The organism is Ensifer sp. NM-2 (genome assembly GCF_003024455.1).
GTDB lineage: Bacteria > Pseudomonadota > Alphaproteobacteria > Rhizobiales > Rhizobiaceae > Ensifer > Ensifer canadensis.
This window is the reverse complement of record NZ_PVZR01000027.1, coordinates 25,548-46,870: the sequence shown is the minus strand read 5'-3', so window position 1 is coordinate 46,870 and position 21,323 is coordinate 25,548. Positions and strand designations below refer to the sequence as shown.

The 21,323-nt window shown below is 59.7% G+C and carries 25 protein-coding genes and 1 pseudogene; 11 read left to right on the top strand and 15 right to left on the bottom strand.

Annotated features, from left to right (window positions below; genetic code table 11):
- Positions 1-167: 167 nt before the first annotated feature.
- Entirely contained in the window at positions 168-1,487 is a 1,320-nt protein-coding gene (locus tag C6558_RS33420; RefSeq protein ID WP_158268992.1) for a glycosyltransferase, read from the top strand.
- 355 nt (positions 1,488-1,842) lie between these two features.
- Here the strand turns inward: C6558_RS33420 and C6558_RS33415 are convergent, their stop codons facing one another.
- The 3 genes from C6558_RS33415 to C6558_RS33405 form a co-directional block, all read right to left on the bottom strand.
- Entirely contained in the window at positions 1,843-2,619 is a 777-nt protein-coding gene (locus C6558_RS33415) for an ABC transporter substrate-binding protein (protein ID WP_057204595.1), read from the bottom strand.
- A 130-nt stretch (positions 2,620-2,749) separates the two neighbouring features.
- On the bottom strand, positions 2,750-3,145 hold the full coding sequence (locus C6558_RS33410; RefSeq protein WP_057204593.1) for a VOC family protein: 396 nt from the start codon (positions 3,143-3,145) through the stop codon (positions 2,750-2,752).
- Positions 3,146-3,236: 91 nt separating this feature from the next.
- Positions 3,237-4,145, bottom strand: coding sequence for a DMT family transporter (locus tag C6558_RS33405; RefSeq protein ID WP_057220283.1), 909 nt, complete (start codon positions 4,143-4,145; stop codon positions 3,237-3,239).
- 451 nt (positions 4,146-4,596) lie between these two features.
- Between C6558_RS33405 and C6558_RS33395 the strand changes: the two genes are divergently transcribed.
- Positions 4,597-5,700 carry a DUF475 domain-containing protein gene (locus tag C6558_RS33395; RefSeq protein ID WP_025429030.1) on the top strand — a complete coding sequence of 368 codons (1,104 nt, stop codon included), beginning with the start codon at positions 4,597-4,599 and terminating at the stop codon, positions 5,698-5,700.
- Positions 5,701-5,816: 116 nt separating this feature from the next.
- Complete coding sequence (locus tag C6558_RS33390; RefSeq protein WP_025429029.1) at positions 5,817-6,089, top strand: hypothetical protein; 273 nt, start codon at positions 5,817-5,819, stop codon at positions 6,087-6,089.
- 203 nt (positions 6,090-6,292) lie between these two features.
- Here C6558_RS33390 and C6558_RS33385 read toward each other — a convergent pair whose 3' ends face one another.
- The 4 genes from C6558_RS33385 to C6558_RS33370 form a co-directional block, all read right to left on the bottom strand.
- Positions 6,293-6,460 (bottom strand): hypothetical protein, encoded by a 168-nt coding sequence (locus C6558_RS33385; RefSeq protein ID WP_107028344.1) that lies wholly within the window; start codon positions 6,458-6,460, stop codon positions 6,293-6,295.
- Between the two features lie 254 nt (positions 6,461-6,714).
- Positions 6,715-8,232: a tripartite tricarboxylate transporter permease gene (locus tag C6558_RS33380; RefSeq protein ID WP_025429028.1), complete on the bottom strand. Its 1,518-nt coding sequence runs from the start codon at positions 8,230-8,232 to the stop codon at positions 6,715-6,717.
- A 14-nt stretch (positions 8,233-8,246) separates the two neighbouring features.
- Positions 8,247-8,738, bottom strand: coding sequence for a tripartite tricarboxylate transporter TctB family protein (locus tag C6558_RS33375; RefSeq protein WP_025429027.1), 492 nt, complete (start codon positions 8,736-8,738; stop codon positions 8,247-8,249).
- Entirely contained in the window at positions 8,735-9,679 is a 945-nt protein-coding gene (locus C6558_RS33370) for a tripartite tricarboxylate transporter substrate binding protein (protein ID WP_107028343.1), read from the bottom strand. The genes C6558_RS33375 and C6558_RS33370 overlap by 4 nt, the downstream gene beginning before the upstream one ends.
- A 480-nt stretch (positions 9,680-10,159) precedes the next feature.
- On the opposite strand from C6558_RS33370, the gene C6558_RS33365 reads away from it, so the two are divergent.
- Both C6558_RS33365 and C6558_RS33360 read left to right on the top strand, forming a co-directional pair.
- Positions 10,160-10,405 carry a type II toxin-antitoxin system VapB family antitoxin gene (locus tag C6558_RS33365; RefSeq protein ID WP_025429025.1) on the top strand — a complete coding sequence of 82 codons (246 nt, stop codon included), beginning with the start codon at positions 10,160-10,162 and terminating at the stop codon, positions 10,403-10,405.
- Positions 10,405-10,842, top strand: a complete 438-nt coding sequence (locus C6558_RS33360; RefSeq protein WP_107028342.1) for a type II toxin-antitoxin system VapC family toxin — start codon at positions 10,405-10,407, stop codon at positions 10,840-10,842. The genes C6558_RS33365 and C6558_RS33360 overlap by 1 nt, the downstream gene beginning before the upstream one ends.
- Positions 10,843-11,080: 238 nt before the next feature.
- On the opposite strand, the gene C6558_RS33355 is transcribed toward C6558_RS33360, so the two are convergent.
- On the bottom strand, positions 11,081-11,878 hold the full coding sequence (locus C6558_RS33355; protein WP_107028365.1) for an NAD(P)H-dependent oxidoreductase: 798 nt from the start codon (positions 11,876-11,878) through the stop codon (positions 11,081-11,083).
- A 94-nt stretch (positions 11,879-11,972) separates the two neighbouring features.
- Between C6558_RS33355 and C6558_RS33350 the strand changes: the two genes are divergently transcribed.
- On the top strand, positions 11,973-12,887 hold the full coding sequence (locus C6558_RS33350) for a LysR family transcriptional regulator (RefSeq protein ID WP_107028341.1): 915 nt from the start codon (positions 11,973-11,975) through the stop codon (positions 12,885-12,887).
- A gap of 105 nt (positions 12,888-12,992) precedes the next feature.
- Here the strand turns inward: C6558_RS33350 and C6558_RS33345 are convergent, their stop codons facing one another.
- Positions 12,993-14,060 (bottom strand): ABC transporter substrate-binding protein, encoded by a 1,068-nt coding sequence (locus tag C6558_RS33345; protein ID WP_107028340.1) that lies wholly within the window; start codon positions 14,058-14,060, stop codon positions 12,993-12,995.
- A 77-nt stretch (positions 14,061-14,137) separates the two neighbouring features.
- Here C6558_RS33345 and C6558_RS33340 point away from each other — a divergent pair, with 77 nt between their 5' ends.
- From C6558_RS33340 to C6558_RS33330, 3 genes are all read left to right on the top strand, one after another.
- Entirely contained in the window at positions 14,138-14,815 is a 678-nt protein-coding gene (locus tag C6558_RS33340) for a response regulator transcription factor (RefSeq protein ID WP_107028339.1), read from the top strand.
- A complete protein-coding gene (locus C6558_RS33335; protein ID WP_107028338.1) occupies positions 14,812-16,191 on the top strand; it encodes a sensor histidine kinase in 1,380 nt (459 codons plus the stop codon). The genes C6558_RS33340 and C6558_RS33335 overlap by 4 nt, the downstream gene beginning before the upstream one ends.
- Positions 16,192-16,588: 397 nt before the next feature.
- Complete coding sequence (locus C6558_RS33330; protein WP_107028337.1) at positions 16,589-17,245, top strand: NUDIX domain-containing protein; 657 nt, start codon at positions 16,589-16,591, stop codon at positions 17,243-17,245.
- A 333-nt stretch (positions 17,246-17,578) separates the two neighbouring features.
- On the opposite strand, the gene C6558_RS41815 is transcribed toward C6558_RS33330, so the two are convergent.
- The 3 genes and pseudogenes from C6558_RS41815 to C6558_RS33310 form a co-directional block, all read right to left on the bottom strand.
- Entirely contained in the window at positions 17,579-18,085 is a 507-nt protein-coding gene (locus C6558_RS41815) for a hypothetical protein (protein WP_158268991.1), read from the bottom strand.
- A 115-nt stretch (positions 18,086-18,200) separates the two neighbouring features.
- Entirely contained in the window at positions 18,201-18,476 is a 276-nt protein-coding gene (locus tag C6558_RS33315) for a type II toxin-antitoxin system RelE/ParE family toxin (RefSeq protein ID WP_107028334.1), read from the bottom strand.
- A pseudogene (locus C6558_RS33310) lies at positions 18,476-18,735 on the bottom strand (CopG family ribbon-helix-helix protein). The gene C6558_RS33315 and the pseudogene C6558_RS33310 overlap by 1 nt, the downstream one beginning before the upstream one ends.
- Positions 18,736-18,962: 227 nt before the next feature.
- Between C6558_RS33310 and C6558_RS41810 the strand changes: the two are divergent.
- Complete coding sequence (locus C6558_RS41810; RefSeq protein ID WP_107028332.1) at positions 18,963-19,313, top strand: DUF2750 domain-containing protein; 351 nt, start codon at positions 18,963-18,965, stop codon at positions 19,311-19,313.
- 50 nt (positions 19,314-19,363) lie between these two features.
- On the opposite strand, the gene C6558_RS33300 is transcribed toward C6558_RS41810, so the two are convergent.
- Both C6558_RS33300 and C6558_RS33295 read right to left on the bottom strand, forming a co-directional pair.
- Positions 19,364-19,603, bottom strand: coding sequence for a hypothetical protein (locus tag C6558_RS33300; protein ID WP_107028331.1), 240 nt, complete (start codon positions 19,601-19,603; stop codon positions 19,364-19,366).
- A 474-nt stretch (positions 19,604-20,077) separates the two neighbouring features.
- On the bottom strand, positions 20,078-20,407 hold the full coding sequence (locus tag C6558_RS33295; protein WP_146160940.1) for a hypothetical protein: 330 nt from the start codon (positions 20,405-20,407) through the stop codon (positions 20,078-20,080).
- Positions 20,408-20,603: 196 nt separating this feature from the next.
- Here C6558_RS33295 and C6558_RS33290 point away from each other — a divergent pair, with 196 nt between their 5' ends.
- Entirely contained in the window at positions 20,604-20,876 is a 273-nt protein-coding gene (locus C6558_RS33290) for a putative metallopeptidase (RefSeq protein ID WP_371412322.1), read from the top strand.
- Between the two features lie 5 nt (positions 20,877-20,881).
- Here C6558_RS33290 and C6558_RS33285 read toward each other — a convergent pair whose 3' ends face one another.
- Positions 20,882-21,235 carry a hypothetical protein gene (locus tag C6558_RS33285; protein WP_057218776.1) on the bottom strand — a complete coding sequence of 118 codons (354 nt, stop codon included), beginning with the start codon at positions 21,233-21,235 and terminating at the stop codon, positions 20,882-20,884.
- Positions 21,236-21,323 lie beyond the last annotated feature (88 nt).

The following is a 21,323-nucleotide window of genomic DNA, read 5'->3' as shown; positions in this document are numbered from 1 at the left end:
AGGAGGCCTGCCGAAAGCTGAAGCCCGATTTCGTCGTGTTTGACGCTGTCCATTGGGTCCGTCCCCAACGGCTCAATATCGCTAACATCGCCGCGTTCCCGGAAATACCGCGGGTCTTGTACCTCAATTGCGATCCCCATGATCCGATGAGACCGCTTCTTTTCGGCATGCTGGAAACCTATGGCGTCGAGACCATATTCTGCGGCATTGAACACTTGCAGCACACGCCGGAGCTGGAGCGTTTTACCTGCCACCTCCTGCCGCTGTTTATCGACAGCAAGATATTCAGGGACTACGCTGTCGAAAAGACGATCCCGGTCACGATCTTCAGCGGCCATTTGTTTCCCGCCTTTTACCCGTGGCGAGCGAAGGTTACGCAGGAGATACAGCATTTCCTGCCAACGCTAGTCTACACGCATCCGGGCTACCAGTCCGGCACGCCAGCACCCTTTGAAGTTCGCGACGAAAAATATGCCCGGCTGATATCGCAAAGTTACTTCTCGATCGCCGATACGACCCGGCTGGATTATGTGGTGCGAAAACACCTGGAGATACCGGCCGCCGGCGCGATCCTCGTTGCGCCCGACTCCGAGGTCGTCAAGAGATACGGCTTCGTCGATCTTGAGAACTGCATCCTGGGCAGCGGCGAGGAACTCTATGCCAAGATCGTTGCGGTATCCTCGAAGCCTGACGCGTACAACCGCATCAAGAAAAGCGGTTACCGGCTGATACAGGACAATTTCACCCGCGAGAAATGGACGTATCTGCTCGACTGGTACGAGTGCCGCATGGCGCGCAAGCCAGGTGAGATGACGCAGCAAACGAGACAGTTCGGACGGTTCAGGAACGTGCCGGGCAAGCCGGATACGCCTGCGATCGCCGATTTTTCGCTTCACGACAACCCGATGTCTGCCATCCTACGTGATGCCCGCGACGCGATTCTGACCGGAGACGATTTGGGGCAAGCGCAGGCCGCGCTCACCGACGCGAGCCAATGGATTGGTCACATTGCCGAGCCGCCATTCATGCTGGGCATACTGGCGATGCTTCAGGGCCAGCTTGAGGACGCGATCGTGCTCTTTACCCGCAGGGGGAACGCACAAGGCCGGCTCAGTCCCAACATGGGTCGGCTGGATCCCTGCGAGATCGCGTGGCTTTTGCTGCTGTCGGCGTTGTTGAACGACTCAGATCTGCGCGAAATGATGATGCGGCAGGCAGAAACCGTGCCTCATGTCAGCATTCGTCGCGCCATGTGGCTGATATCCGGACCGGTGCAGTGCATCGATTTCGAGAAGGCCGGCCTGGAGGGCCCGATGCCTGGGGATTGCCTCTCCATTCATTGGTTCGGCCAGGAAGATTTTTCCCAATGGCTGGCGCTCATGGAACGGGTCCTGAACGGCTGCAATCTCCCCGACCAGGCCGCGATGATCCGCGTTTTGGCTGATGGCCTTTCCGGTATCGCCTCGGCGAAAGCGATCGCGGTGTAGCCCGCCTAAGATTCCGATGGCATATCTGCTATCGGTGGCCGCGGCCGGAACTATGCGCCAATGGCTGCGGCAAAGGAAGTCTGCTTGTGTATTTGCGTGGGCCGGGCTTCGCCTTCGCCGAGATCCGCGCACACATCGAGATCGACAACGCCGCAAGCCTTGCTTGTTTTCGACGGTGCGACTTCGTAGAATTCGCGGAACAGGACGACGACGAGTTTCGCTTGTCGATCTGGTGTCCCAGAGCTTAAGCGCTGCAATTTCTCAGGACTGGGTGTTGCTGTGGCCAAGCACGCACATTGTACGCGACAACGCATCCCCGACCGCCACTATGGCGGCCGGTGAAATCACGTTTGGCCTACTTCATCGTATAGACATCGATGGTGAAGTACTTGTCGTTGATCTTCTTGTAGGTGCCGTCGGCGCGGATTTCGTCGAGTGCCTTGTTGAGCTTCTCGCGCAGGTCGTTGTCGTCCTGGCGCACGGCTATGCCAACGCCGTCGCCGACGAACTTCTTGTCGGTGATCGGTTCGCCGATGATTTCGCAGCAAGCCTTGCCGTCGTCGTTCTTCGTCACCCAATCCAGGAGCGGCAGCATGTCACCGACCTGCAGATCAAGGCGGCCGTTGACCATGTCGAGATTGGCTTCATCCTGGGTCGGATAGAGCTTGATCTCGGCGTCCGGATAGGTGGCGGCGATAAAATCGGCCTGCGTGGTGCCCGACTGGGCGCCGATCACCTTGCCCTTGAGGGCTTCATTGGTAAACGTGGTGATGCCAGCGCCCTTCGGCGCCACATGCGTCATGGCCGCAAGATAGTAGGGATTGGTGAAGGCGACCTGCTTCTTGCGTTCCTCGGTGATGAACATCGACGCGATGATGAGGTCGTATTTTTTGGCTAGTAGACCGGGGATAATGCCGTCCCAATCCTGCGCGACAACCTCGCAGTCGGCCTTCATGCGCTCGCAAAGCGCCAGCCCGATATCGACATCGAAGCCCCCGATCTTGCCGGCGGAATCGACGAAGTTGAAGGGCGGATAGGCGCCTTCGGTGCCGATCTTGATCTTGTCAGCGGCTGTCGCCGCCGTTGCCGTCGCCATGACAGCCAGCATCATTGCTGCAATCTGTTTCTTCATCCGTGTTCCCCTTGTTAGCGCATCATTCTTGATGCTTCCGGGAGAACACTAAGTCCGGTCCGCCTATAAGCGAAATAGATAGGCGCGATAATCGGTATTGTTTCGATTGATCATGACCGCCATCGGACGATCACTTATACCGGCCGTGGCGCTGCAGGACCTCGATCTTGTAGCCATCCGGATCGATGATGAAGAAGAACCGCGCCAGAAGTGCGCCGTCTCGATTGAACTCGACGATCTTGTTCGGACCAAGCCCCGCATCGGTCAATCGCTTGTGCTCGCTGTCGAGATCGCTCACCGACAAAGCGAGGTGACCGTAGCCATCGCCGAGCGCATAGGGCTCGGTTCGATCCTTGTTGATTGTCAGCTCGAGCTCGAACTCGCTCTCTTCATTGCTGAGATAAACAAGCGTGAAGGTTTCGAAATCGAGCCGCTCGGCTACGGAAAGCCCGAATGCCACTCTGTAGAAATCCAGGGACTTCTGCTCGTCGAGCACCCGGATCATCGAGTGGATTGCTTTGGCCAAGTGAGCCTCCTTCAGCTTTGAGACGCGTGCGAGGTAGCAGAGGACGAAGAAGGATGGAACCCTTCGTCCAGAAGTTCCGATCGCCCAATGGCTAGATGGTTCGGCCCCGCTTCTTCAACTGCTGTTCGCGGAAGAAGATGAAGAGACCCGAGGCGACGATCAGCCCGGCGCCGATGATGACGGTCGGACGTGGCGTGTCGCCGAAGAACCACCAGCCGAAGACGACGGCCCAAAGCAGCAGCGTGTATTGCAGTGGCACCACCGTCGCCGCATCCGCGAGTTTCAGCGCACGGTTGACCAGAATGTGCGCGAGCATCGCCACGATGCCCAGCATGCCGAGCTGAAGGATCGCCTCGCCATCGACGGGCGCCCAACCGGCTGGGTTGGCGGCAACGCCGACCAGGGAAAAGACCAGCGCGCCGATCACCTGCCAGAAGACCAGTGTCGTATCCGGGGTCGAGCGCAGCGTTCGGCCGAGCATCAGCGCGAAGGCGAAGGCGGCGCTGCCGACAAGGGCGATCAGCGCCGGCAGACTGAAGGTGTCTTTTGACGGTTCGAGCGCGATTACGACGCCGGCAAAGCCGACGAGGATCGCTGTCCATCGCCTCCAGCCGACCTTCTCGCCGAGCAGGAACGGTGAGGCCGCGGCAACATAGATTGGCGCCGCCAACCAGTAGGTCATGGTGTCGGCGAGCGGCATGTAGGCGACGGCGAAATAGAAGGCAGACGCGTCTACGGCAAAAAGCAGCGAACGCAGCGCCTGGAGCCACGGTCGCTCGACCTTCAACATCGAACGCAGCCCGCGTTTCAGGATGAACGGCGAAAGCACGAGCAGGGCTGCAATGCTGCGAATGACCATCAACTGGCTGACGGAATAGGTCGCCACCAGCCATTTGCCCATGACGTCGTTGAGCGAGAACATCAACATGCCGAGAAGCATGATGATGACACCGGTCCGAGCGGCATTCGGCGCAGTTGCGGAGGCGGCTATTATAGTCATGGGAGCGGCTTTCAAACGTGTTCGCGTGCCTTTGACACATTCCGGCACGCCGATCCATCGTGCTGTTCGAATGGGACGATAAGTTTTACGAATGATTCCGGCCGGGACCGCCCGTCAATCTGCTTGGGATGATTTCAATCCTGGAACACCCAGATCACCTTGTGGGAGATGGCGTTGCCTCTTGACGTAACGCGCGGCGCTGCTACTTAAGGGGTGATCCTGCCGTCCAGACATCGGACCGCGGGATGAACACTGGTGCCGGGCCCCTCTGGCGAGAGTTTTTACGGCGCTCTCGTGATGTCGGTACCGCCAGCAAATTAGCCGGCGGATTAGCTACCATGAAAACTGATCTCATGCCTAACGCATGTGCCCTTTCGGCCGTGCGTGTTTTCGTTTCCAAACCCCACTTCTTCTCCGAACCGGGTGTCGTGCGCGCGAAGGAGGTCCGTCGATGACGCAGCCTCAAACGCACACGAGCACCATTGGCTATTTCAAGTGGGCATTCATCGTCACCGCGATCGGCCTGGTGCTCGGTGCCTGGCTCGGCTGGCAGTCGACCGGCACGATCGGCGGCATGGCCGCGGTATTCTTCATCTGCACCGTGTTGGCCGTTCTCGAAATCTCGCTGTCTTTCGACAACGCGATCGTCAATGCCAACAAGCTGAAGGACATGACCCCGGAATGGCAGCACCGCTTCCTGACCTGGGGTATCATCATCGCCGTCTTCGGCATGCGTATCGTCTTTCCGCTGCTCATCGTCGTCATCGCGGCGGGCATCGGCCCGATCGATGCGATCGTTCTGGCGGCAAGCAAGCCGGAAGAGTATGCCCGCATCATGAATGATGCGCATCTGCCGATCGCAGCCTTCGGCGGAACCTTCCTGATGATGGTGGGCCTCACCTACTTCTTCGATCATGAGAAGGATGTGCATTGGATCTCCTGGGTCGAAAGCAAGATGGCGCGTTTCGCCACGATCAAGGGCATCGAAATTGCCTTCGTGCTGGCGCTGATCCTTGGTTTCTCGACCCTGCTCGATCCGGCAGAGGCGCATACTTTCGTCTATTCGGGCATCTACGGCCTCTTGACCTTCCTCGTCGTCGAGGTCGTCGGCGGTCTGCTCGACGCATCGCAGCAGACGATGAGTGCGGCGGCAAAGGGCGGCTTCGGTGCCTTCCTTTACCTCGAAGTGCTTGATGCGAGCTTCTCGTTCGACGGCGTTATCGGCGCCTTCGCGTTGACGCAGAACCTCTTCGTCATCGCCATCGGCCTTGGCATCGGCGCGATGTATGTGCGCTCGATGACGATCATGCTGGTGGAGAAGGGTACGCTCAACGAGTACCGCTATCTGGAGCATGGCGCGTTCTACGCGATCCTGATCCTGTCGGTGGTCATGTACTTCCAGACGCTGGTGCACATCCCTGAAGTGATCACCGGCCTCGGCGGCGCTGCCCTGATCGGTATCTCGCTCTGGTCCTCTATCCGTTACAACAAGCGGGAGCGTGAGGCAGAGCTGGGTGGTGAAGCAAGCCACGGCCATGCTCGCGTCGAGGCATAAACGCCTTCGACCATAGGCGCTCTTAAAATGGCCCCGGTGCACGCGCACCGGGGCCATTTGCATGGAAGGGCCGGGCCGGCATTGCCAAACGGCCATCATCCCTGGATAACCGGTTGATGATTTCAGGCGATCTGAAGCGGGTCTTGGAAGAGGTTTACCGGGCGGGCGCCCATCGGGTGCCGGCCGACGATATCGATTGGCCGCAGGAGCTTCATGCCGCCGTCTTTCGCGCCTTGAACATGCAATACATCACCAGACGCGAGATCGACGGTAGCGTCCGCTTTTCGCTGACGCAGGCGGGATACCGGGCAATCGATGCGGAGGTGCCATGGGGCCGCATCCTGCGGCAGCGCATGCGTGATCTGATGCGCATGGCGACGTGGCGTTAGGACGCTTCAGCCTTATGCGCAGTCACAGAAACGCTCTTCTCATTTTGCAGATGGTTCCTGACGAAAAACCGCCAGGCAATTCGGCCTGGAAATGCGCTGCGAGCGAGCGGCAAAAAAATAACGGCCCGCCATCTCTCAATGTCGAGCCGTTTCATCCTTGGGAGGATAAGGCGCCCCGTCGCAACGGGCGCTGGAAATCTCTGTTAGCTGCGGCGTGCGTCCGGGAAATTGGCCGGATCGATGCCGAGCGTGCGCAGGTCGCTCGCCTTCGGGCGGCGGTGGCCTTCGACAGCAGCGGCAGCGGCGCTAGCGGCGCCGAGAACTGCGAATGCGCGGCCGATGAAACCGTTGCGGTAAGTTGTGGTAGCCATCTCTTTGCTCGCTTTCGTTTTCTCTCTGATGAGCAAAAGATGGGGTTTGCCAGGTCTTTTTGCAATGCACAATTGGACACTCCAGCCATGCAACGGAAGCAGGCCCGGTCGACTATCCATCGACCGGGCCTGCTGATTGAGCCTTGGGAGGCTCCTGCATAATTCGCCAAATCGGAGACGATTTGAGGAAGATTATGCCGAAGGTCTAAGCATTGCTGCACTGCACCCGATTGGGTGCGGCGCGGCAGGGCTATTTAGTCTTCGTTGGCGGCGAGCTGTGCCAGCACCTCGCCACGTCCGCGGGCCCTGAGGACCAGCGGGATGATCAGTGCCGCAGCGGCAATGACCAAGAGCACGGCGGCGATCGGCGATGTGAAGAGGACGCTGACGTCGCCCTGGCTGATTGCCAGCGCCCGGCGGAGCTGCTGCTCTGCGAGCGGCCCGAGGATCAGGCCGACGACGACAGGGGCAATCGGATAGCCGAACACCCGCATGGCATAGCCGAGCAGACCAAAGGCGAGCAGCATGCCCAGTTCGTAGACCGACGGGTTGGCGCCGATGGTGCCGAGCGTCGCAAACAGCAGGATGCCTGCGTAAAGCCACGGCTTTGGAATGGTCAGCAGCTTAACCCAAAGGCCGATCAGCGGCAGGTTCAGGACCAGCAGCATGAAGTTGGCAATCAGGAGGCTGGCGATCAGACCCCAGACGAGCTGCGGGTTGGTGGCAAACAACAGCGGACCGGGCTGCAGCCCATACTGCTGGAAGCCGGCAAGCATGATCGCCGCTGTCGCCGTCGTCGGCAGGCCGAGGGTCAGGAGCGGCACGAGCGTACCGGCAGCGGATGCATTGTTGGCAGCTTCCGGACCCGCGACGCCTTCAATGGCGCCGTTACCGAACTCTTCGGGATGTTTCGCCAGACGCTTTTCCGCTGCATAGGACAGGAAGGTGCCGATCTCGGCGCCACCGGCCGGCATTGCGCCGATCGGGAAGCCAATGACCGTGCCGCGAAGCCAGGGCTTCCACGAGCGCGCCCAGTCGGCCTTGCTCATCCAGATCGAACCACGGACGGCCTCGACCTTATCCGGGCCTTTCTCGCCCTGTGCGGCAATGAACAGCGTTTCGCCGATCGCGAACATCGCCACTGCAAGCGTCGTGACCTCGATACCGTCAAGCAACTCGGGAACACCGAAGGAAAGGCGCGCCTGTCCGGTCAACTGGTCGATGCCGACGACCGAAAGCGCCAGGCCGACAAAGAGCGCCGTCAGGCCGCGAAGCGTGGAATCGCCGAACGCAGATGAAACGGTCACGAAGGCGAGCACCATCAGCGCGAAATATTCACGCGGACCGAAGACCAGGGCGAGCTTGACGATATAGGGCGCGATGAAGGCAAGGCCGAGCGTCGCGATCAGGCCGGCAACGAACGAGCCGATGGCGGCAGTCGCAAGCGCAGGTCCGCCCCTTCCGGCACGCGCCATCTTGTTGCCTTCGAGCGCGGTGACGATCGAGGCGCTTTCGCCCGGTGTGTTGAGCAGGATCGAGGTGGTCGAGCCGCCATACATGCCGCCGTAGTAGATACCGGCGAACATGATCAGCGAGCCGGCCGGATCGAGCTGGTAGGTGACAGGCAGCAGAAGCGCGACGGTCAGGGCCGGGCCGATGCCGGGGAGAACGCCGACGGCGGTTCCGAGCGTGACGCCGATCAATGCGTAAAACAGGTTCATCGGTTGGGCAGCAACCCATAGTCCCTGCAACAGGAATTCAAAAGTAGCCATGGTCGACGGCCCTCTTAGAAGAACAGATGTTCAAGCGGCCCTGCGGGCAGCGACAACTGCAGGAGCTTGGCGAAAATCACCCAGACGGCAAAACAGAGCGCGATACCAACTGGCAGGGAGAACCAGAGTTTGCGCTTGCCAAAGCCGCGCGCGGTGAGCGCAAAGAGAATGCCGGTGGCGATCGAAAAGCCTGCGACGTTCAAGAGCAGCATCTGCGCTGCAAGTCCGGCGACGATCCAGATGACCGGTGAGATTTCCTGGTGCTCGCGCTCGGGAAAATCGTGGCGGAATGCGGCAAAGACAGTCCAGATGGCGAGGGCCGCAAGACAGCAGGCGATCGCATAGGGGACCGTCGTCGGTCCGACCTGGGAGTAACCGGCAGCGCCTGCCAGGCGCGACACGTCCCAGAAAATGAGGCCAGCGATGGCGGCCAGCACGGCCGCGATGAAGAGCGCCGCCCGATCCGGGCGACGCGTTGTGGTCGAAGGGTTGAGCCCCTTGGTCATTTCACCAGTCCAATGTCCTTGAGGACGGTCTCGGTGGCCGAAACGTCCTTGTCGAGCTGGGCGGCGAAAGCGTCACCTGCGAGGTAGCTATCCTGCCAACCCTTGGTCTTCAGGACTTCCTGCCAGCCGGCCGACTTGGCGAGCTTTTCGACGTCGGCCGAAACGGCTGCCTTCTGCTCGTCGGTCAAGCCCGGAGCGGCTGCAACCATGCGCCAGTTTTCAACGACGACGTCGAGGCCGGATTCCTTCAGCGTCGGCGCGTCGATGCCGGGGAGGCGCTCGCCGCTCGATACTGCGATCAGGCGCAGCGTACCGGCCTTGACCTGGGCCTCGAACTCGCCGTAGCCGGAGATGCCGGCCGTGACCTGGCTGCCGAGGATGGCTGCGAGGGCTTCGCCGCCGCCGGAATAGGCGATGTAGTTGATCTTGGTCGGGTCGACACCGGCTGCCTTAGCAATCAGGCCAACGGCGATGTGGTCGGTACCGCCGGCAGAGCCGCCAGCCCAGGAAACGGCGCCCGGATCCTTCTTGAGGGCTTCGACGAGGTCAGCCATCGTCTTGATCTCGGAAGCGGCCGGAACGACGATCGCTTCATATTCGCCAGTGAGGCGTGCGATCGGAGTGACATCCTTGAGGGTAACCGGCGACTTGTTGGTCAGGATTGCGCCGACCATGACGTAACCGCCGACGATCAGGGCGTTCGGGTTGCCCTTCTGCTGGCTTGCGAACTGGGCGAGGCCGATGGTGCCGCCGGCGCCTGGTACGTTCTGAACCTGAACGTTGCCGGAAATGCCTTCCTGCTGCATTACGGTCTGGAGCGAGCGAGCCGTCTGGTCCCAGCCGCCGCCCGGATTTGCCGGAGCGATGATGGTGTAGTCAGCCGCATAGGCCGGCAGCGCCATTGCGCCGGCGAGAATGGATGCCAGGAAAAAGTGTTTCAAGGTCAGTCCTCCATGAGGCGCGATTTTCCACGCGCACGTTGTTTCTGCGTGCGAACGGGAAGACGCGACGGTGCCCAAAGGACCCTTGTCGCTGACCGGATTGGTGACTTCCTCCCAGTGCGCAACCGGCGGGCCCGCCTCCACGGGGCGCCAGCGACTGCTAAGCCATCATAGAAAGCTGACATTAAGCTGACATCAAGTCCTCATTGCGAAAATGAAGCGTAGTGTTTACGGAATCTTAGGCTGTTGCTTGCCGCTTGCGGCGCGAAAGGGCTCGCCGTGGGGCAGGCGCCCTGCCGTTTCCGGTTGTTGCGCGAATCGCAAACGTTCGCGGGCCATTTGCCAACTAAGATGTGGGGCGAGAAGGCTAATTCTCTTCGTTTCATGGCGCATTGCAAGCTAACTGTATCTGTCTTGCGTCGCATGAATATTCGGAATAGAATATTCGAATATTCCCTTCTGCATATTCAGGAGAAAGCCATGGCGCTCTATATTCGTGACGATACAGTCGACGATCTCGCTTCCGAGCTCCAGAAGCTGTCCAAGGCTCCTAACAAGACCGAGGCCGTTCGTCGCGCCTTGCAACATGAACTCGATCGCATCCGGGAAGAAGTGCCGTTACGCGAGCGCGTCGCGAAAATTCAAGACAAGTTCCGAGCGCGTATGGGGTCGAACAAGCCCAACTTTGACATGAAGCGCTTCACCGACGAGATGTGGGAACTCTGATGTTTCTGGACGCCTCTGTGATCGTGGCGGTTTTGGCCGGCGAGGAAGATGCCGGATATCATCTCGCCAAAATCGAGATGTCAAAGACGCCAGTCTTCTATTCGTCACTTGCTGTGTTCGAAGCGGTGATCAGCCTGGCACGTATCATTGCCATCTCGCACAACGGCAACCAGGCTCCAACGCCACCGGATATCATCGAACTGGCGCAGGAGAGTGTTGCGCAATTCCTTGAAGCAATCGATGGGCAAGAAATGCCTATCAGCGGATCCCTGCACCGCGCAGCGATTGAGGCGGCACGCAACTATGGTCGCTTTGTCGGCCATCCGGCTCGGCTGAATTTCGGCGATTGTTTCGCTTATGCTTGTGCGAAGTCCCAGCATGTGCCGCTTCTGTTCAAAGGTGATGATTTTTCCAGGACAGATATCGATGTTGCCTGAGATCGCCAGCCGCGGCGATCCCAGGTCGTAGACGCCTCACCAATACCTTGTCCTGAGTAGCAGCCAGCGTCCTCACCCCGGCACCATCGCCGGAATGCAATGCGGCGTGTGGTCGTTCGGCGCCAAAAGGCTGAGGCCGGAGTTCCGTCCGCCATCCGTTTTCCGATCAGGCCCGGAAACGGATGGCGATGATGCGCAAGAGCTGGTGGAGCCGCTTCTGCAAATTTCATCTGAAACGCTACTCGGCTGCTTCTTGCCGATCGACGTGGAGGGCGAAGCCGCGGTCACCCGGATTGGCGAGGTCTGGACGGAGCTGAAGGCTCGGGATCAGATAGTCCCCACCGTTCTGTCGCCGGTAGGGAATAGGCGGCGTTGTGGCAAGCGTCCGCATCCGCTCGCCCAGACGTTCCGCAACATCTACGAAGCCAGCTTCATCGATACGATCGACCCGGTAGGCCACGAACGGTGGCAGCACATCATATCCGGGATAGTAAAGGATACCGTGGTTGATGGGAAACAAGAGGTCTTCGATCGGTCCATTGACCCCCCGGGCGGAGTAGTGTTCCTGCCAGCCGCCGGTGGTGACGATCAGCATCGCGCGCTTGCCCTTGAACGTGCCCTCGCCAAACCGGTCGCCCCAATAGGTGTCGTTGTGTTCGCCGACACCATAGGCAAATCCGTAGGCATAGACCCGATCCACCCAGCCTTTCAGGATGGCTGGCATTGTGTACCACCAGAGCGGAAACTGCAGGATGAGTGTATCCGCCCATAAGAGCTTCTCGTGTTCCGCCTTCACATCCTGCGTCAGGGTATCGGTCGTGAAGGCGCCTTTCGAGGCGCGGCTCGGCTTGAACTGCGTGTCGGCTGAAAGCGAAGGGAAGTCGCTCCGATCGACCTCGGATTTCCATTTGTCGGCATAGAGGTCAGAGACACGGACTTCGTGGCCCTGAGCCTCGAGTTCGCGGATGGCGACGTCGCGGAGCGCGCCGTTGAGCGAACGCGGTTCTGGATGGGCGAAAACAAGCAAAACTTTCATGGTCAGCATTCCTGTGATGAGAAACCGACCCCTGATGTAGACGACACCCAAGTGTTTCACTATAACTTGGGAATGCATATGATTGTGCCGAAAAATGGATAAGTCCGACATCACGCTCGAACGCATGCGGACATTCGTGCGCGTTGCCGAGCGTGGCAGCCTGTCAGCCGTTGCGCGAGAGCTTGGGCTCGGGCAGTCGACGGTCACGCGGCATCTGCGCGAACTGGAGGAGGCGCTGGGCGTGCCTCTCATCAGCCGCACGACCCGGCGCGTGACGATGACCGACGAGGGCAACAGGTACTATGCCAACAGCGTCCAGATCCTGCGCCTCGTGGAGCAGGCCGGCGACGAGGCACGCGGCACCCGTGGTGCTTCGGCCGGCACGATCCGGGTCTCCTGCACCGCGGCTTTCGGCGTTCTGCACGCCACGCGACTGATCTTTGCCTTTCAGGAGAAATACCCGGATATCGGTGTTGATCTCAGCCTGACGGACGAGCGCATCGATCTTGTGCGGGAGGGCATCGATATCGCGCTCCGCCTGGGGCCGCTTACCGACAGTTCGCTGAAACTGCGGGCACTGGGCCAAAGCCAGCGTCTGCTGGTCGCCGCGCCGGACTATCTCGCCAGGCGAGGGACACCGGTCATTCCCCGGGATCTATCGGACCATGAAGGCATTCGCATGTCGAACGTGGCGGGCAGCGACATGCTGGAACTTCACGGGAACACCGGGGAGCGGCATATGGTGCCTTTCCACGGGCGTCTACGCGTCGACCATGGATTGGCGGCGCGCGAGGCGCTCGTCGCCGGCCGCGGCATCGCCCCCGCGCACCGTTGGTTGGTCGATGATCTGCTCGCTGATGGCCGGTTGATACCCATCCTTCCGGACTATTTTCTGCCGGCCGTGCCCTTGAGCATGCTGATCGTGCCGGAGCGTGCAGGCATTGCCCGGGTGCGGTTGCTTGTCGACTATCTCGCGGAGCGTATCGGCGACATTGCAGGTCTGGAGTAACCGGGGTTGCGCTGACATACGACCGTCCATGGTCGCAGACACGTTTGAGCGATCCGGTATTTACCGAGGCCAAGGAAGCACATTTCACTGGGTCGATCGTTGGAACTAGTGGAGCCGCAGCACCTCGTTCCAGCGTGCGATCAGCCGGGACCGCTTTACCTGGTCGAGATAGACCATCAGCCCGGGACTGACGGGAACCGGCCGCAATTGGGCACCGAGCATTTCCTGCATGGTGTTGGCGGTGTTTTCGCCAGCGACATCCGGGCTGACGGCGGGGATCTGCAATTGCCGCGCCATGATCGTCTGACCTTCCTTGGACATGAAGAATTCCAGATAGCGACGACCGAGGTCGGGAGAAGCGGACGCCTGCGGCACGAGACCGATCCGCGACATCACTACGGTATAGTCCTTGGGCAGGACAATGCCGACATCCGGGTGTCGGGCTGCCCAATCGGCGGCGTAGGAGCCGAGGATGTTGTAGCCGAGCACGAACCGCCCGTCGGCGACCCGCTCCAGAATGGCCTGGCTGGTGGAATAGAGTTTGACGCCGGCAGCGCCCATGGCCTGGATGACATCCCAGATGTCGCCGAACTGCTCCTGGTCGCGAGACATGAAGAGAAAGCCGACGCCGGAGCGCTCGATGTCATAGGTGCCGATCCGGCCGAAGACATCGGCGCCCTGACGCTTGAGATAGGCGACGAATTCGGCGCGGGTCGAAGGCGGCGCTTCCTTGGTAAAGCTCGGCTTGTGATAGACGAAGACCGCCGGCTCGAAAGTCAGCGCATAGGCGGTATTGCGCCAATTGGCCCAGGTCGGCCAGCGGCCGCTCATCGGCAGGTCGCTGCGCTGGGCATAGCCGTCGTTGCTCAGCTTGACTTGCAGGTCCATCGCAGACGAGAAGGCGAAGTCCGCGGTCTTCAGCCCCGCATCGGTTTCCTTGACGATCCGGTCGTAGATCTCCCCCGTCAGCATATCCTCATAGCGCACCGCGACATCCGGATTGGCTTTTTGAAAGCCGAGGATCATGGGTTTGGCGAGCGGCTCGTCGAGCGAGGAGTAGACGACCAGCGTCCTGGCGTCCGAGGCACCTGAAAGCGCCGGGAAAATGACCGGTGCGGCCAGAAGGAGCCGGGGACAAAGAAGCAAAAAGAGAAAAGAAATCAAGTACCGCATAAATCCACAATGCCTCAGCACGCCACCGTTCACAAGCAAGGCAACGGCGGATAGAGTGAAGCGGGGAGTGAAGACAATTGCGCATATTGCTTGTTGAAGACAATCAGGTCCTTGCCGAGGGTCTGTCGGCCATCCTGCGTGGTAGCGGCTATGCCGTCGACGTCGTCAGCGACGGCGCGTCGGCCCACGCGGTTGCCGCGGCCGAGACGTTCGATCTGGTGATCCTCGACCTGAACCTGCCGGAGATGGACGGGCTTGATGTGCTCAGGGCGATGCGTGCTAGGCAGAACCGTGCGGCTGTACTCATCCTGACGGCGCGGGGCACGCCGGAGGAGCGGGTGAAGGGGCTCGATCTCGGCGCCGACGATTACATGATCAAGCCGTTCGATATCGGCGAGTTTGAAGCGCGCGTACGCGTGCTGCTTCGCCGGCAGGCGGGATTGCGCGCGTCAACGGTCAGTTACGGCAATGTGTCGCTCGACCTCAATGCGCGCAGCTTTTCGTCCGGTGGCGTGCCGATCGAAATCCCGGCCCGAGAGCTGGGGCTGCTCGAACTCCTGTTCATGCGCGCCGGCAAGGTCGTCGCCAAGGAGGCGATCATGCAATCGCTGACCGGCTTTGATGACGATCTGAGCCCGAATGCGATCGAACAATATGTCAGCCGCCTCAGGAAGCGGCTTGCGCCACACGGCCTGACGGTCAGAACGGCGCGCGGTATCGGCTACTATCTCGACAAAGCGGCCGGGCCGGAATGAGGGCGGCGGTCTATTCCCTTCGCCGCAGGCTGCTTGGCTGGCTGTTGATCTCAACCGCCGTCATCGGCGTCGCCGCGCTCACCGATACCTACCGCGAAGCGGTGACAACAGCCAATGTCGTGTCGGACCGCGTTCTCGCCGGTTCGGCGCTTGCCATCGCCGAACGCGTGGTTGTTGCAGAGGATGGGTCGCTCGAGGTGGACATCCCCTATGTGGCGCTCGAGATGTTGACCTCGGCGGCGCAGGATCGCGTCTTCTACCGGGTCGATGGTCCTCCCGGACAGTTCATTACCGGTTACCAGACCCTGCCTTCCCTCGATGAAGTCCCCGGCAGCTCCACGACCTTTGCAGACTCCTCGTTCCGCGGCGAGCCCATCCGGATCGCGGCACTGCGCCGCTCGGCCTCGACAGGTATCAACTCGGTTCCTTTTGTCGTGACGGTTGCCGAAACGACCATCGCGCGCCGACAACTGGCACAGACGATTCTCGTTCGTTCCGCCTTGCGCCTCGGCCTAATGATCGCCGGTGCGGCGGTCATTGTCTGGATTGCCGTTACCTTCTCGCTCAGGCCGCTCTTTCGCTTAGGCGATGCCATTGCCGAGCGCAGTCCCGACGATCTGCATCCAATCGGCGAGCGTGTGCCCAACGAAGTCCAGGGGCTTGTCGACACGGTCAACTCGTTCATGGGGCGTCTTCAGTCGGCGCTCGACGCGCTGCGCAATTTTACCGGCAACGCCAGCCATCAACTGCGCACACCGCTCGCAATCATCCGAACGCAGCTGGCATTGGCACTGCGCGCAGGCTCGATCGAGGACACCAAGAAGGCGGTGAAAAAGGCCGACGAGGCCGTTGCGAACGCCGAGCGCATTCTGGCGCAGTTACTGCTGATGGCGAAGATCGACGCTGTTGGCAAGGATGAGGCGCGCAAGCTGGAGCGGATCGACCTGGTCGAGCTGGCGCGCGGCATCACCGCCGAACATGTACCAGCCGCCGGTGACGCCGGCATCGATCTGGGTTTCGACGGCGAGGGCGAAGCCTTCGTTCGTGCAGAGCCTTTGCTGGTCGGCGAGATGCTGAAGAACCTGATCGGCAACGCGTTGCTCTATGCCGGGCGAGGGGCGGAGGTCACGACGCGGGTGAGCGAAAAGGAAGGCGTCGTATCGCTGGAGGTCGAAGACAGTGGACCCGGGATCAGGCCGGAATTGCGCGAGGGCGTGCTCAGGCGGTTTCAGCGCGGCGCCAGCGAAGCGCCTGGAACGGGGCTCGGTCTGCCGATCGTCGAGGAAATTGCTGCCCTCTACGGAGCGCGAACCAGCCTGACCGATGGAGCAGGTGGGCGCGGGCTTAGGGTTGCCATCCTGTTTCCGGCCGGCTGAACAGGGCGGGCCGCTCAGTCCCCATCCGGCGCGCGCAAACAGAGTTGTTCCACCGTTGTAGGCCACCGATCCATAGTTCGGTCCTCGATCCGGCAAACGGAACGTATCCAACCCAGGATCTACATCTGCACATCATTCGAGAGCCTCTCCGAGGCTGCGAAGCTAGCGGGCGTTGCGCCATAATCCCCGCCACGAGCAAGGAGGAGTTATTCAAAGCGGTTGGGAGCGCGCGACCTCAAGTTTTTCGGCGCAACGGGCGGTGCTTGGGGAGGCGCGCTGCGGCGGCCTTATTCTCGGTGTGCACGAAACTGCTTGACATTGCACGAAAATGCACGAATTTTGCCATCAAACAAGGATGGCAACTTCTGCTGACCTTGCCACAATGGAGGAGGTCACGATGAGCATTGCACACCGCGTTCGCGTAGAGGATGTCACCATCCTCTCGGACGACTGGTACGTCCTAAAGAAAACGACTTTTTCCTTCCAGCGCGCCGACGGCAATTGGCAGCGACAGTCGCGAGAGACCTACGACCGGGGAAACGGTGCGACGATCCTTCTCTACGATCCGAAACGCCGCACGGTGATACTCACCCGTCAGTTTCGCTATCCAGCCTTCGTCAACGGTCATGACGACCTTCTCATCGAAGCGCCGGCCGGATTACTCGACAATGCCGAGCCGGAAGCACGCATCCGTGCAGAAACGGAAGAGGAGACAGGCTTTCGTGTGCGCGATGTACGCTTGGCGTTCGACGCATTCATGAGCCCCGGCTCCGTAACGGAGCGGCTGCATTTCTTTGTTGGCGAGTACCAGCCAGGTGACCAGGCTTCGGCGGGTGGTGGCAACGAGGCTGAAGGGGAGGATATTGCCGTCCTGGAAATTGGTATCGACGAGGCGCTTGCGATGGTCGGATCGGGGGCAATTCGGGATGGAAAAACGATCATGCTGCTGCAGTATGCCGCCTTGAACCTCTTCTCCAATCGCACGCCAATCGACGTTGGCGCAGCCAGCTTTCCTGAGACGGCAGCAGTCACCGGCCGTCGCGGCAACCTTTGAGCAATGCGATAAAAGGACGACGCAGTCTTCCGTCCGGATTTGCGTCCGACCTGGAGCATCAGCCAGCGGCTGCACCTTCATTTGCGGGGCGGAGCAAACCGCAAACTTGGCCAACACCCCGCGTCGGTATTCGGCCTTAGGCTGCAGCAAAAGGGCCCCGACGCTGAGGATCTCCTTTTCCGGAAGGTCGAGCTGCAAAAGCTGGCCATGAGCGTCGATGGCGTCGCCGTCTTCGACGAGCACGAGACGCTCATGCACTGGAACTACGTCGCCTGAACGGCCCCAGCATGCCGCTTGCCATAGAGCAAGCCGGACAAGGATTGGAGGTGCGCTTTAGCGGCTGCGCTGACCGAAGAGGGAAGCTGTTTCGCGGGTCTGGACCCGAAGCATCGCGTTCCAAAGCTGAAGAACGAAACGCGGCTGGAACTGGCTCGCAAGCTTGCGCTGCGACAACATGATAAATCTCCGATAGTTTTGGATGGCTTTGATATAGTCGATCGCAGAAGCAGTTGCCAGAGCGGTAGCGCCGTGGCAGCCCTGCGCGGCAAGCATATGTCGAAATCCGCTCGCCGCCGCCAAAATACGTCGACGTGGACAATAAAATGCCGGGATGATTTTCATCAACCCGGCCAGTTGGCTCACTGTGGGAATAGATCTTCTTTGGAGGATCAGGCTTTCTTGCGCTTCTTCTGTTGATAGACACCGAGGACGACGGCGGCAACGACGATCAAGCTGTGGGCGATTTCCTGATGGCAGGTGTCGACTCGCAGGAAAGTGAAGCCGGCGTTCATAGCATCGAAGATGGGGGGTGATGCGCTCGGCAAAACCGATCAATCCCATGCGCTATGATGTGTCGAAACGCGGATATGTAACAAGAGTGATTGCGAGCCGGGTCGGAATTTCTGTTCCATCGCGACGTCTATCGTGCAAGTGCGAAGTGGGGGCTGGCCTTGGCTCAACGGGCCTCACGGGTATGCCATACGCGCAGAACATAGATGATCGACTGTTGAATCTCGTATCGGATCTCATAATGCCCAACGAGGATTCGGCGAACTTCGCGAGGCGCAAATTCTTCGAGCTTCTCGCCAAGTCGAGGCTGTTCAACTAGGCGTGTCGGTGCAGTCGTCAACGATTGAACCGTGCGTGCAGCGGCCCGCCGATTAACGGGAGCTAGAAATTCGAAAAGGGGCGCGAGATCACGAAGGGTCTTACTTGTCCATTTAACCTGCATCAGAGCGGAACAGAGAGCGGCTTGTCTTGTCCAGACTATCGGCCCAGGCTTGCACGGCCTGATGGTCAATAACTTGACCGGCGTCCACGTCCGCGAGCGCTTCAAGTGTGAACAGCCGTCGTTCATCCTCTTGATCTACCCAGGCAGTGAGTGCCTGCTTGATGATCCAGCCGCGCGAACGTTCCAGCCGGATAGCCAACTGATCTACCCTCTCCGCAAGCGGCAGCGGAACATGCGCTGTCAATACCTTGGTTTCCATCGAACGCTTCCTGTGTAATCGACCTTAATCATAGTGATTAGATTTGCTCAAGTGGAGAGGCTGTAAGCGTCGAATGCACCAACCGACCTCGGACAACTAAATCCGGACGATCCATTGTGATGCACATATTTGGCAATTGCATCGTCGCTCACCTTTCATCAAGGGCCGAGCGCACAGTGCTTGCCGTCCTCCTGATCGCCCCGGTAGCATCATAAATACAAAGACCAATGAGCATCGCCGCAGCCCACTATGAAATCTTCTTCAAGGAAATCGCCGAGAGCAGGGTCGTTTGGACCATACGTGACGACGCGGGCTTTCCAACTTCGACAAACCAATCAAACGAAGCCGCCATGCCTTTCTGGTCGTCAGAAACTCGGGCTCGGCTCACTATTGAGACTGTTGCGTCGTATCGCGACTTCATGCCACACCAGCTAACCCTGGAGGTGTTTCGCGATCGCTGGTTGGTAGGGTTGGAAAAGGATGCCCTTAGGGTTGGCATAAACTGGAGCGGTGAGCGTGCGACTGGCTTCGATGTCGCGCCTGCCGACGTTCGCAGAAGGCTTACATCCGGTTCGTAGAAGAAATGCATCCAAAAATCAGGCGGCCGAAGCCGCCCTTTCTCGTTTGATTATTTGGCGAACATTGTCTTTCCACCAGTCTGCGCGCCGCCCTTGGCCGAGCTCTTCTTGCCAGGGTCGGTGTTTACGTTCTTGGTTGACGCGGCAAGACCGCGCGACGATCCGAAGGCTAATTCAATCTGACCGGCTCTTTTGACGGTGGACTGCTTTTCAGCTGGCGTCGACGGGACGGCAGCAATGGCGGAAGTCGCAAAAGCGAGCGACGCCAGGGCGGCGATAACTATCTTCATTGGTAGTCTCCTAGGTTCGAACCTCCCGCCAAGGATTGCGGGAGATTTGGCCTAGGACTATTGCCGAGACGGCGACATACGGCAGGTGTCGTATTTCGACCGTTCCGCGATCCGCGACCCCTCGAAATGGTTACCGACTTGTTTCGGACACATTGGGCTCCCATATACCTCGTCGTTGGCATTGCTATGAGCGCTGAATGATTCGCCGCTCGCAAATGCCTCGTCGCTTTAGACTTTTGACCACGGATGTACTGGCACTGGTTGGTAAGCGATGATGAGGAAGGTCGGTGCGGTTTCGCCCCGGCCTTTTTTCATGGGAATTGATCTCAATTTGTTCCTACTGCGGACGAGCTAATCCAGCTTAGACATGCGCGGTATGTCCTGTGGATGTTCGCTGCTCGTTCTCGCGTTTTACGTGTAGCTTGAAATTGGGCGCGACCAATGACCGCCGCCTATGCGGTAGGGTGGTGGCCTTCAGTTGAGTGTTTCAACCATTTCTCGGGCATCAGAGGCCCAAAGTATTCGGTACCTGGCGTAGGTGATACTGCCAAACGCGATGCCCTCGATAATTCTGGCGCGGGTTTGCTTAATGTAGGGGCGAAACTCCGCCTGCCTCGATGGAAGTGCGCCGGTACGGCTCTCTGTGCAGCGCTCGATCTGGGCCTCACGTGCCTTCGCCGAAGTGCGTAGCTCGGCAGCAATCGCAGCAAATGCAGGCTCCGCCAATGGCGGCCCTTGCTCAGCGGACGCTGGTAGAGGCACCGCGATAAACAAAACGATAGCGAGCGCCAAACCGGTTCTCATGCAGCCTCCAAGTCATTGCCTTCTACCCGTAAAGGTTGGGCAAATACAACTCCAGGAAATTTGTCGGTAGAGCAGCCCGGTAGCTCGCCAGCCTCATAGGTTGGAGATCGCAGGTTCATTCTTTCCAGTGCAGGCGGCGCGCGCCACATGATTTTCGCCTGACGTTCAATTTCATCGGGGGAGCGGTGCGGGTACTTTGCGGCAAGGGCTAGCGCGAGAGCCCGGAGGTTTGCGAGAATGTCTAGGTGCTCGTCGGCTGCTTGCGCCTGGGCGTTTCAGCCGATCGACCGGCCGCCCCGTGTTCGTCATTCGTGGGCACGATGTCGAAGAGTTTGTCGGCATCGTTCGTCGTTATGGGGCAGATGCTGCCGGCGTTCGCGCCATGGTCGATGCAGCCAACCAGAAACCCGAGATCGCCAGAATGCAGATCGCACATGCATGCGGCACCTGCCAGCTTAGGGTCGCGTAGTTCCGTTAGCTGCTGTCAGGCGGGGCAAAGAAGCAGTTCACGTTGTCTTCCGTCGGATGCAGGCAGATATGATATCGCCCATCGCCCGAGGGAATCTCATCGCCATACGGGATGAAGAACATGTGTGGCCTTGTCGCGAGGTGGTGGTCGCCCGCATGCAAGAAGACAGAAAAACCACGAGCTCCTCGCATTATGTCCGGAGCGGGAATGGCTTCACAATCGCCACCTACCTCATGAGCCTTGCAGCACGCCGGAGGATAGGTCCAGCCCGTCATCGTCTGGTGAGCGTCGGTCCGAACTACGCCGACTGAGATTGCTGCAAGTGTCATCAGGGGTACGGTTGATGTGGCGAATGTCATTGTGCACCTCCTTGGAGGCAGCCCTTCGAAAACGCCGAGAGGTTGCTTGCTGGTTTGCAAGAACGATTTGTCTGGCCGATGCTTAGAT